We start from the raw sequence: 12,263 nt of genomic DNA on the forward strand, positions 1-12,263 counted from the left end.
GAGCAAGAAGAGAGATTTAATTATTTAGTGCAAGTTTATAGAGAATCGGTATTACTAAAATTCACTTATGCATTGTCATTAAAATTTAGATATTTCTACTAGGACTTCATGACTCATTTTCAACACGACTGAATGTCACGACATCCTTTTAAGCAAACTCAGGATCTGTCGAATTGTAACAGCATCTTCGGCTTGGGGAGCTTTTATCAGATAAGTTTCCAAGTCGTTAGCAGCTTGAGCAAATAGACCGAGTTCGTAGCACAAAAGACCGCGATCGCGCAATTCTAGTGCCGCGCCAGGAAACAGTAGTAAAATCCGTTCAACGGCTGCTAAAGCTTTTTCCAACTCCTGCTGATTCAGGTAAATATATTTCAAATTCGCCAATATCCGTGCTAACAACTGCCTCTTACTCACTGTTGCTAAAAATTCCGGTTGCAGCTGCACGGGTTGTTGATAAACTTGATTGAGGCGTTCTTGACAATCTTGTGGAAACATGACTTCGCCAAAATTGAACGCATCAATGAAAATCTCCGTATCTGGAATCTCAGGACGAATTAGAAAATGTCCTGGCATTCCTACGCCCACCATAGGAAAGTCTACTCTTCGGGAGACCTCCATATAAACAAGTGCTAAGGTAATAGGAATTCCCAACCGACGTTCAATGACATTATTTAAAAAGCTGTTGCGAGGGTCATAGTAATCTTTTTGATTCCCAGCAAATCCTAAATCATCATAAAGATACTGATTGATACTTTGAATAACTCGCAAGGGATATCTCTGGGATGGTAAGCGTTCTTGTAGCTCGACAGCCATTGTATCAAAGGCATTAAGATATTCCTCTGGGTCGATGTTGGGATATTCTTCTTGTGCTATGTATAAAGCTGCCTTTGCCAAGTCAATATGCTCATCAGGCTGCTGGATTTCTTGAGCAAAATATTGCCGCGCTGACGAGAAGTTCATAAGCAGATGTTCTTGAATATAGGTTCAAAAAAAAGACGAAAGCGTATATGATGCTTTTTCTACTTTTATATTAAACTTGCTATTGCGATTTCAAAAATAGAAATTCAAAATTCAGCTTACAGTTAAGTCAATAGTGGGATTGACAGTAGCTCAAGCACACTCGGTGCTGGAATTTTCCCTATTTTTGCATCACTTTTTCCCGAAAGATTAAAATTTTAGTATTTTATACTAAATTTGCTTGAAATGCTATCTAATTTAAATGCTCTCTAAAAAGTATAAAGAAGTTGCTTGTCTGTGGTTGCTCATGTCAATGATACAGAGCTTAATATACGCAACCAACAACGCTGGACAAGCTGCTGTCAGTTATAGGTAAAAACAATCGTTCACAAAATTAAATTTTTAACACTGGTTGATTTGATGAAAATAAAAACATAGATGTACATGAATAAACTAATGTATATATGTTCATCTGTGGTTATCAAATACCCAACAGCCTTCTTGAAGGAGCGAGAACATGGAGAACACGAGCACAACTACTTCAGAACGCGTTTCAATACTCGACCAAATACCATCGTCAAATGCGCCGTTGACCTGTTCTGTACCTTCTGCTGGTACCATCGCAGTCACATTACATATCAACGGTACAGAATACAATTTGCAGATTGATCCGCGTGTCACTTTACTGGATGTCCTACGAGAATATATTGGGCTAACAGGTACTAAAAAGGGCTGTGACCACGGACAGTGCGGTGCGTGTACTGTACTTGTTGACGGGTATCGTATCAACTCATGCCTGACGCTTGCTGTCTCATATGACGGTGAGCAAATCACGACTATCGAGGGTTTAGCCGAGGGTGAAGATTTGCACCCAGTACAAGAAGCATTTCTCCACCACGATGCTTTTCAGTGCGGTTACTGCACTCCAGGGCAGATTATGTCTGCTGTAGGACTGCTCTTAGAAGGACACGCGAAAACCGATGCTGACATTCGCGAACAAATGAGCGGCAATATTTGTCGATGTGGCGCTTACGCAAATATTTTTGCAGCAGTTCGTGAATTGTGCAACGGCGAGGACAATTCTAACCCAAACGCCTCAGCACATCAGTGAACAGTGAACAGTGATAACTGATAACTGATCACTGATCACTGTTTTAAGCAAAATAACGGAGGCAAAACGGATGAATCCATTTACTTATGTACGCGCTGCTAATTCGGACGAGGCGATCGCAACACTCACTCGCGAGCCACAAGCAATGTTCATTGCAGGTGGTACCAACATACTTGATTTAATGAAAGAAGGTGTACATACACCAAGTCAACTTGTAGATATTCGCAAACTACCGTCAACAGAAATTGTCACTAAAGATGACGGTGGTATCAGAATTGGAGCGACAGCGCGCAACAGCGATGTTGCATACAATTCAATCGTTCAGGAACGCTATCCTGTGCTGTCAGAAGCCATTCTTGCAGGAGCCAGCGCTCAACTACGGAACATGGCAACAGTCGGCGGGAACTTGATGCAGCGAACACGTTGCTCCTACTTTCATGATACAGCCTTTGCCTGCAACAAACGTCAGCCTGGTTCAGGCTGCGCCGCATTAGAAGGTTTCAACCGGATGCATGCAGTCTTAGGCACAAGTGAACACTGTATCGCCGCACATCCCAGTGACATGTGTGTTGCGCTCGTTGCGCTTGATGCAGTTGTCCAGACACACGGACCTAGAGGTGAGCGGAGTATTCCCATCACAGACTTTCACCTGCTACCTGGTGAGACACCACATTTAGAAACAGTGCTGGAACACGGTGAGATAATTACAGCAGTTGATTTGCCAGAAATACCATTGAACAGGCGATCGCACTACCTAAAAATACGAGACAGAGCGTCTTACGCCTTTGCGCTCGTATCTGCAGCCGTGGTTCTCGAAATAGATGAGGAAGTGATTCGCAATGCGCGTATTGCTCTTGGTGGTGTAGGAACAAAGCCGTGGCGTTCTTTGGAAGCAGAGGAAGTATTAGTCGGTGCACCAGCTACACAAGAGACTTTCACCGCAGCAGCGAATGCGGCGATGCAGGAAGCTAGACCATATCGACACAATGAATTCAAAATTGAGTTAGCAAAACGAACCATTAAAGAAGCACTCAAGACCGTAGCAGCAATCTCAGGAGGTCAAGCATGAGTTCAGGTGTTATTTCCCCCCCAAAAGAAAGAGAGCAAGTTGTCGGTAAGCCAATTAACCGTGTTGACGGACGACTCAAAGTCATGGGTGCAGCTTCCTATGCAGCAGAGATTCCGCAAGAAAATATCGCTCATGCTGTGCTCATCCAAAGCACTATTGCTAAAGGTCGGATAAAAAACATCGAGACTTCTGAGGCAGAGAAAGCACCAGGCATACTTACTATTCTCACCCATCTCAACGCGCCAAAACTTAATCAAATGCAACAAGGAGATATAGTCAAAGGTGCGCTTGGTGAAAAGTTGGTCCCACTGCAATCAGACGAAGTTTTCTATGACGGGCAACATATTGGCGTAGTTGTTGCTGAGACGTTAGAGGAAGCTAAATACGCTGCATCCCTCGTCCGTGTCACTTATGAGGAAGAAAAGCCAAGCGTTGAAATAGAATCAGAATCACCGAAAGCATATCAACCAAAACAGTTTTTTGGCGAAGAACTGCAAGTGCAACGGGGCGATGTAACCAAAGCCTTTGCTGCAGCCGACGTCAAAATTGAACAGACTTACACAACGCCAATTGAACACCACAACCCGATGGAGTCGTCAGCTTCTATTGCCGTGTGGAACGACAATCAACTCACAATCTACGATGCCACACAGTGGGTGATTGGCACACGCAATGTTGTTGCCTACACGCTTGGTATACCAGAGGAAAGTATCCGTATCATCTCGCACTTCGTCGGAGGTGGATTTGGTTGCAAAGGTTTTACATGGTGGCACAGTATCTTAGCAGCAGTCGCCGCGCGTGTCGTTAGTCGTCCAGTCAAACTTATGGTCACGCGCCAGCAAATGTTTACCTCTTGCGGTCATCGTTCACGCACCATTCAACAGCTGGCACTGAGTGCAACAAAAAACGGAAAGCTCACAGCCATTAAGCACGTGACGACATCGCAAACTTCCGAAGTAGATGAATTTATTGAGCCATGCGGATTGACAACAAGGATGCTTTATGCGTGTCCAAACTTAAAAGTGGTGCATCATGTAGTTCGAGTCAACACTGGCAATCCAACACCAATGCGGGCACCAGGAGAAGCGCCAGGTATGTTCGCGTTGGAATCGGCTCTGGATGAGTTAGCGTATGAGTTAGGAATCGACCCTGTAGAACTTCGCATCATCAACCATGCTGATGTAAATCCGCACACAGGCAAACCCTGGTCGAGCAAATACCTCAAAGAGTGTTACCAACTGGGTGCAGAAAGATTCGGCTGGTCACGCCGTAACCCCACACCAGGTTCTATGCGCGATTCTGACTATCTCATCGGTTGGGGAATGGCAACTGCAACGTATCCAGGCTACCGTTCTCCAGCGTCAGCAAAAGCGCAACTTTTCGCTGATGGACGTGCTGTCGTATCGAGTGCAACCCACGATCTCGGTACAGGCACTTACACGGTTATGACACAAATTGCTGCTGATGCGCTTGGGCTACCTGTTGAACGAATTGAGTTTAAGCTGGGTGAATCGTCCATGCCTTTAGCACCTGTTGCTGGTGGTTCGCAGTCAGCAGCAAGTGTTGCACCAGCTGTCCAGGGATCAGCACAAGAATTACGTAGTCGGGTGATTCGTCTTGCGATTGATGACGAATCGTCACCGTTGTATGGAGTCGCACAAGAGGCAATCTTAACTGAGAACGGACGTGTTTTCCTCAAGAACGAGCCATCGAGAGGTGAAACTTACGCAGAACTTTTACAGCGCAACAATCTGCCGATACTAGAAGTTGAAGCGATCGCAAACACTGCTGCCTCAGAGTCACAACAAAATTCAGACAACAAAGTCGTGAGAATCTGCGTTGGCAAAGACGAAAACTCCGACCAGCAGCAGTATGCGTTTCAATCTTTTGGCGCGCAGTTCGCTGAGGTACGCATTCATCCACGTTTGGGACAGGTACGCGTAACGCGCTTCGTGAGCGCTATTGATGTTGGACGCATCCTCAACCACAAAACAGCACGCAGCCAAATTCTAGGCGGTATCACTTTTGGGATAGGCATGGCATTAATGGAAGAGACTGTACTCGACCAACAAAGCGGTCGTTTCGTTGTGCGTAACTTGGCAGATTATCACGTTCCTGTCCAAGCAGATGTCTCTGACATTGACGTGCTATTCATTGATAAACCCGACCCACACATTAGCCCTATCGGTGTGCGCGGTGTTGGTGAAATCGGAATTACTGGCGTTGCAGCAGCAGTTGCCAATGCCATCTATCATGCAACAGGAAAGCGCATTCGCGAGTTGCCAATAACTCCTGACAAGCTGCTGTAAACCTACACCTTGCAGCATTGTTTCTCGTTCCCATGCTCAGCATGGGAATGCATAACTTGAGGCTCCGCCTCAATATAATCATTGGGAGGCAGAGCCTCCTTTTAGGCATTCCCAGCCTCAGGCTGGGAACGAGAGATATAACTTCTTGCAATCCCTAGTCAATTCTCCCGAAAACATGAAAGAATTACAAGATATCCTTACCGACTTCCTGGCAATTAAAAGTCGTGGTCAAACTGCAGTTCTTGCTACAGTTGTCAAGGTCAAAGGTTCTACTTACCGACGACCTGGTGCTCGAATGCTCATGACCCAAGATGGTTGTATGACAGGTTCTATTAGTGGCGGTTGTCTGGAAAATGACGTTTTTGAACACGCCAAACAAGTCATGGCTTCAGGTGAACCGATTTTAGTAAAATATGACCCAGAAGTCGCAGAGGAAATTATTTGGGCACTTGGGTTAGGTTGTAATGGAGCGGTTCATGTTCTCATTGAGCGTTTGGATAAGCAATTAACATTCATTGCCCAATGTCTAACGAAAAGACACTCAGGAGTTTTAGCAACTGTGTTCTGTGTGGACGGTCAAGTTCAGGCAAAGGTGGGAAATCACTTGATGCTTGACTCAGATAAAAATATGACTACTGAAATCGCAGATTCTACTCTTAACCAAGCTATTATTACGGATGCTCAAGCAGCTTTGCAAGAGCAAAAATCAAAAGTTCAAACTTACCAGTTCTCAACCGGTCGTGTAGAAGTTTTCATTGAATTCATCAAGCCGCCAACACCGCTACTCATTTTTGGAGCAGGTCAAGATACTATCCCAGTTGTACGCTTTGCTAAAGAGCTAGGTTGGCACGTCACTGTTGTAGACCACCGACCGACTTATCTAACCCCAGAAAAATTTCCCAATGCTGATAAGTTGATTCTTACCAGTGCAGAAGCTGCTCATAAAAATGTGTTGTTAGAGGATAACACGGTAGCGATCGCGATGACACATAACTACTTCCACGACAGAGAACTCCTAAAAATGTTGTTGCCATCTGCAGTACGCTACATAGGTGTGCTTGGTCCAAAACGCAGAACCGCAGAATTACTAGAAGATTTGCACTCCATAGGAATGTTCTACACTCAAGAACAACTCAACCGAGTGTATGCTCCAGTTGGTATTGACATTGGCGCTGATACACCAGTGGAAATTGCGCTTTCCATAATTGCTGAGATTCAGGCTGTCCTTGCCAAACGTACTGCTGGGTTGTTGAGAGATAGAATTGGACCGATTCATCATCCTATCGATGAACCAGATGTTCAAGCAATCCAGTCCCGTCAGCAACATCTCAACGTATGATAAACTCGCCTCAGGCAGAAAATGCAACCTCAGCTATTGGCGCAATCATTCTGGCGGCTGGCGCATCAACTCGCATGGGTCAGCCGAAACAACTCCTACAATTTCAAGGGCGCAGCTTCCTGCGTCATACTGTAGAGGTTGTTGTTGCCTCAGTTTGCAACCCTATTATCGTTGTGCTGGGAGCGTATGCAGAAAAAATGCGTCAAGAAGTTAGCCAGCTTCCGGTTCTGGTGGTAGAAAACTCGCAATGGGACGAGGGGATGGGTGCTTCTATTAAAGTTGGTATGACAGCACTCAACGCTGCTGCTGAAGAAATTGAGGGAGTCGTGCTGACACTGTGCGACCAGCCATTTATTTCCTGCAATGTTATCAATCAACTTGTCGCTGCTTACCATTCTACAGGTCAGGGGATTATTGCTTCTGAATATGCTCAAACATTGGGAGTTCCAGCCCTTTTTAGCCACAAGTTTTTTTCAGACCTCACCAGTTTAGAAGCGACATCAGGCGCAAAACAAGTTATTAAGAAATATTCCCATGAGGTCTTTTGCCTCCCTTTTGCAGCAGGTGCTATTGATATCGATACACCGCAGGACTACGAGCGATTACTAAGTCAAAGTTAGTGACATCCTCCCACACCAATATCATTGATTATGGTGTGGGCTTCCCAACGTTGCGGTTGGGCTTTCCTGTTTCCGCCGTGTTCAACTATAGCAAACACAGCAGTTTTCTATGATTGATAGCCAGAACACACCATATCGCCAGTAAGGCATACGATACGCTCCGTGTTTTGCATTAATCCACGTCGTGAATAATTAAAAAAATAATACGGTATTTTTATCGGCTTATAGTTGTTATTATCCAAAAAGTAGTTTATACTTGTTAACAAATGAAATAAAACTAGGTGAAACACATGGCTGACATTGTAGATACTGCAGTTAACGCTGGTTCTTTCAGTACTCTAGTTGCAGCAATCCAAGCTGCCAATCTGGTAGATACTCTCAAAGGCGCTGGTCCATTCACCGTTTTTGCACCCACAGATGATGCGTTTGCTAAGCTTCCAGCAGGCACAGTAGACGCATTGCTTCAGGACATTCCAAAACTCCAGAAAATCCTGACGTATCATGTTGTTTCAGGCAAGGTGACATCAGCTGAAGTAGTTAAGCTTGACTCAGCTCCTACAGTTGAAGGTTCACAAGTGAAAATTGATGCTTCTAATGGCGGCGTCAAAGTGAATGATGCCACAGTCACAACACCGGATGTTACTGCTGATAATGGTGTCATCCATGTTATTGACACAGTGTTGATTCCTGCATAAGGAAACACTTCACCCAGTAAATATCGCTTTTGGGGCAGCCACTACCTACAGTCGGTGCCCCACATTAAAATTAGAAAACACCACATTAACCAAATCTCTAGTTATTACTGAAAGTTGACCGGTTTTTTCGGAATCTGGTCTAGCTGCTGTGTCTGCCATCAATAGACACAGCATTTGTTATAGATGAACTTTTTTTGTTAACGAATATAGCAGCATAACCTAATTACCACTCCACAGCCTGAATCTTAAGGAGAAATTTAAGCGCAATAGAGGGGATCGTTCAGTGCTAATCTTGAAGAGACAAGAGCAAAATCTTATGTCCTTGACGACCCGATCCCAAATATAGCTTCAATCATTAAGGCTCAGCATGGTCACCACAGCAGAAAAAACAAACATTGGTTACATTACCCAAGTTATTGGTCCGGTTGTTGATGTCAAGTTCCCCAACGGGAAAATGCCGCAAATCTACAACGCTTTGACAATCAAAGGTACTAACGAAGCCGGACAAAACATCTCAGTTACTACCGAAGTGCAGCAGCTGCTAGGTGACAACCAAGTCCGAACTGTTGCGATGAGTTCCACTGATGGTTTAGTGCGTGGTCTGGAAGTTACTGATACTGGCGCTCCCATCAGTGTGCCTGTTGGTAAAGCCACGCTGGGTCGGATTTTCAACGTCCTTGGCGAACCTGTGGACAATAGGGGACCTGTCAATTCGGATGAAAAATTGCCCATCCACCGCGATGCTCCCAAATTCACAGAATTGGAAACCAAACCTTCGGTGTTTGAAACCGGAATTAAAGTTGTTGACCTGCTAACTCCCTATCGGCGCGGTGGTAAGATTGGTCTATTTGGCGGTGCTGGCGTAGGCAAGACCGTCATTATGATGGAGTTGATTAACAACATCGCCACACAACACGGCGGAGTGTCAGTGTTCGCTGGAGTGGGTGAGCGCACCCGTGAGGGCAATGACCTTTATAATGAAATGATTGAATCTGGGGTAATCAACAAAGATAACCTCAACGAATCGAAGATTGCCCTAGTGTACGGTCAGATGAACGAGCCACCCGGAGCAAGAATGCGGGTTGGTCTGTCGGGTTTGACAATAGCAGAGTACTTCCGCGATGTTAACAAGCAGGACGTGCTGCTGTTTGTTGACAACATCTTCCGATTTGTGCAAGCAGGTTCAGAAGTATCAGCTCTGTTGGGACGGATGCCTTCTGCGGTAGGATATCAGCCAACATTAGGAACCGACGTAGGTGCACTGCAAGAGCGCATCACTTCCACCAACGAAGGGTCAATTACCTCAATTCAAGCAGTGTACGTACCTGCGGACGACTTAACCGACCCCGCACCCGCAACCACATTCGCTCACTTGGACGGAACAACAGTGCTATCGCGGGGTTTGGCTGCTAAAGGAATTTATCCAGCTGTGGATCCCCTAGATTCTACTTCCACCATGTTGCAGCCCAACATTGTTGGCGAAGAACACTACAACACTGCTCGTGCTGTACAATCAACACTGCAGCGTTACAAGGAACTTCAAGACATCATCGCGATTCTCGGTTTGGATGAACTGTCTGAAGATGACCGTCTGACTGTGGCGCGTGCACGGAAAGTTGAGCGTTTCTTGTCCCAGCCGTTCTTTGTGGCAGAAGTGTTCACTGGTTCTCCTGGTAAGTACGTGAAGCTGGAAGAAACCATCAAAGGCTTCCAGAGAATTCTTGCTGGAGAGTTGGATGATCTGCCAGAGCAAGCTTTCTACTTGGTTGGGAATATTGATGAGGCGATCGCCAAAGCTGAAAAACTCAAGGGCTAATATTCAGTGAACAGTCATCAGTGAACAGTGAGACCAGTGCTGCGGTCCTTGTTTCCCTCGTGCCGGCTCTGGCGTTAGCCGTCAGGCGTGCGCTTTGCGCATACCCGAAGGGTTATCAGGATAAGTATGATAACTGTTCACTGATACTTGATGACCAGTAACTGATAACTGATAACTGATAACTGATAACTGAAATATGACATTGACTGTTCGTGTAATTTCCCCAGATAAAACTGTGTGGGATGCCCCAGCTGAAGAAGTCATTTTGCCCAGCACCACTGGTCAACTCGGTATCCTCAGCGGACACGCACCACTGTTAACAGCCTTAGATACGGGCGTTCTGCGAGTACGTGCCAATAAAAATCAGGCTTGGATAGCGATCGCCCTGTTAGGTGGCTTTGCCGAAGTTGAACAAGATGAAGTCACAATTCTGGTAAACAGTGCTGAGCGGGGTGACACAATTAACATAGAGGAAGCCCGTGCTGCTTTGAGTGAAGCAGAAGCCCGTTTGAATCAAGTACAAGCAGGAGAGCGCCAAAGCCAAATCCAAGCAAACCAAGCATACAAACGCGCCCGCGCTCGTTTTCAAGCTGCAGGTGGTACAGTCTAGCTGCTTGTAGGTAGGGTTACTTTATCTACAAATTGTTCTCTGACAGAAGTTTCCAGTAAGTCTGAAGGAACATGAGGTTATAAGAGGCTTAGCTTGCTTTTACCATACTTTAGGCGTGGCTGGCAGACTGCTGTCTGAGGACAAATACTACCAAGGGAGTGCATTATTCGCTTTTGCCAGTTCTGCGTTGCGTATGTCCCAAGGGGAGCTACTGCGGTCTTGGGGTTTCACGCCACTGGCTCCCCAAGTGGAGCAAGTGGCGTGACACGCGCTCGTCGCAAAGCGTCCCGTTGAGGGATACGCGAACACAGAGAATAAAAAAACCGCAGAGGCGCAGAGAACACAGAGAAAGAGAGAAAGAGAGAAAGAGAGAAAGAGAGAAAGAGATAGGGAGAGGGAAAATTCTCTGCGCGCGTATTATGTACCTGAAAACCCTTCATCTGCGACAATTTCGCAACTATAAACAGCAGCAAGTTGAGTTTAGTGCTCCCAAAACCATTTTGGTAGGCAATAATGCTCAGGGCAAGTCCAATCTGTTGGAGGCGGTGGAATTGCTGGCGACATTGCGATCGCACAGAATGGCACGCGATCGCGATTTAATTCAAGATGGAGAAACCATAGCCATGCTTGTTGCCACTTTAGAGCGACAAACTGGCATCAGTGACCTTAGTCTCACCTTGCGTCGAAATGGTCGCCGTACCGTTGCTTTGAATGGTGAGACTCTGCGGCGTCAAATGGATTTTCTTGGTGTCTTAAATGCAGTACAGTTCTCTAGTTTAGATTTAGATCTTATTCGCGGTGGTCCTGAAGGTCGTCGAAATTGGCTGGATACTCTGTTAATCCAACTTGAACCTGTCTATGCTCATATTTTACAGCAATATAATCAGGTTTTGCGACAGCGCAATGCCTTCTTAAAAAGCACTTTGCAACACCAGTCGCCATCGTTACGGGAAGCGGGTGCGCGTCTACAAGAAAAATCACTGCATCAGGTCAGTGCAAAAGCCCAAACTCCACAGCATTCTGAGTTAGATATTTGGAATGCACAGTTGGCTACCACGGGAACACGGGTGATTCGACGACGCGATCGCGCCATACAGCGACTAGCCCCTATTGCCAAGGCTTGGCACGCCAGTATCAGTGGTGGTACAGAAATTCTAGAACTCAACTACTCACCCAATGTCTCATTAGACCAGAACAATCCGGAACAATTACAGCAAGCTTTTCTAGAAAAAATAGAGCAACGTGCGGTTGCGGAGTTGCATCAAGGCACAACTCTTGTTGGTCCCCATCGCGACGAAATAGAATTGACAATTAATCAAACACCATGCCGTCAATACGGTTCTCAAGGTCAGCAGCGAACTTTGGTACTAGCCTTAAAGCTAGCAGAATTGCAACTTATAGAACAAGTGGTTGGCGAACCACCCCTGCTACTACTTGATGATGTCTTAGCAGAACTTGATCCATCTCGACAGAATCAGCTACTCGATGCCATTCAAGACCGCTTTCAAACCCTGATCACCACTACTCATCTGGGTTCTTTTGATTCACAGTGGCTAAATTCTTCGCAAATTCTTGCTGTGGATTCTGGTGAAATATCGCAAGCAAATAAGTAAGTCTGCCCGTCATTAGTCAACCGTCTCCCAATTCGCCAATACAGTCGTCATTTATTTATGGGGATTTCCCTGTTCACTGTTCACTGTTCACTGTTCACTGTTCCCTGTTCCCTGTTCCCTGTTC

Annotated in this window: 10 protein-coding genes; 9 read left to right on the top strand and 1 reads right to left on the bottom strand. The window is 45.7% G+C overall.

Annotated features, from left to right (window positions below; genetic code table 11):
* Positions 1–135: 135 nt before the first annotated feature.
* Positions 136–960, bottom strand: a complete 825-nt coding sequence (locus DP116_RS21910) for a SirB1 family protein (RefSeq protein ID WP_169157185.1) — start codon at positions 958–960, stop codon at positions 136–138.
* 514 nt (positions 961–1,474) lie between these two features.
* On the opposite strand from DP116_RS21910, the gene DP116_RS21915 reads away from it, so the two are divergent.
* From DP116_RS21915 to recF, 9 genes are all read left to right on the top strand, one after another.
* Positions 1,475–2,068, top strand: coding sequence for a (2Fe-2S)-binding protein (locus tag DP116_RS21915; RefSeq protein ID WP_169157186.1), 594 nt, complete (start codon positions 1,475–1,477; stop codon positions 2,066–2,068).
* 70 nt (positions 2,069–2,138) lie between these two features.
* Positions 2,139–3,137, top strand: a complete 999-nt coding sequence (locus DP116_RS21920) for an FAD binding domain-containing protein (protein ID WP_169157187.1) — start codon at positions 2,139–2,141, stop codon at positions 3,135–3,137.
* Positions 3,134–5,446: a xanthine dehydrogenase family protein molybdopterin-binding subunit gene (locus tag DP116_RS21925; RefSeq protein WP_169157188.1), complete on the top strand. Its 2,313-nt coding sequence runs from the start codon at positions 3,134–3,136 to the stop codon at positions 5,444–5,446. The genes DP116_RS21920 and DP116_RS21925 overlap by 4 nt, the downstream gene beginning before the upstream one ends.
* Before the next feature lie 175 nt (positions 5,447–5,621).
* Positions 5,622–6,785, top strand: a complete 1,164-nt coding sequence (locus DP116_RS21930) for an XdhC family protein (RefSeq protein WP_169157189.1) — start codon at positions 5,622–5,624, stop codon at positions 6,783–6,785.
* Positions 6,782–7,405, top strand: coding sequence for a nucleotidyltransferase family protein (locus DP116_RS21935; protein ID WP_169157190.1), 624 nt, complete (start codon positions 6,782–6,784; stop codon positions 7,403–7,405). The genes DP116_RS21930 and DP116_RS21935 overlap by 4 nt, the downstream gene beginning before the upstream one ends.
* Positions 7,406–7,695: 290 nt before the next feature.
* Complete coding sequence (locus tag DP116_RS21940; protein WP_169157191.1) at positions 7,696–8,100, top strand: fasciclin domain-containing protein; 405 nt, start codon at positions 7,696–7,698, stop codon at positions 8,098–8,100.
* Between the two features lie 367 nt (positions 8,101–8,467).
* Positions 8,468–9,916 carry a F0F1 ATP synthase subunit beta gene (gene atpD, locus DP116_RS21945; RefSeq protein ID WP_169157192.1) on the top strand — a complete coding sequence of 483 codons (1,449 nt, stop codon included), beginning with the start codon at positions 8,468–8,470 and terminating at the stop codon, positions 9,914–9,916.
* A gap of 196 nt (positions 9,917–10,112) precedes the next feature.
* A complete protein-coding gene (atpC, locus tag DP116_RS21950) occupies positions 10,113–10,526 on the top strand; it encodes an ATP synthase F1 subunit epsilon (RefSeq protein WP_169157193.1) in 414 nt (137 codons plus the stop codon).
* Positions 10,527–10,945: 419 nt separating this feature from the next.
* Entirely contained in the window at positions 10,946–12,139 is a 1,194-nt protein-coding gene (gene recF, locus DP116_RS21955) for a DNA replication/repair protein RecF (RefSeq protein ID WP_169157194.1), read from the top strand.
* Positions 12,140–12,263: the final 124 nt, after the last annotated feature.

Origin of the sequence: Brasilonema bromeliae SPC951, assembly GCF_012912135.1 — a bacterium.
Taxonomy (GTDB): domain Bacteria; phylum Cyanobacteriota; class Cyanobacteriia; order Cyanobacteriales; family Nostocaceae; genus Brasilonema; species Brasilonema bromeliae.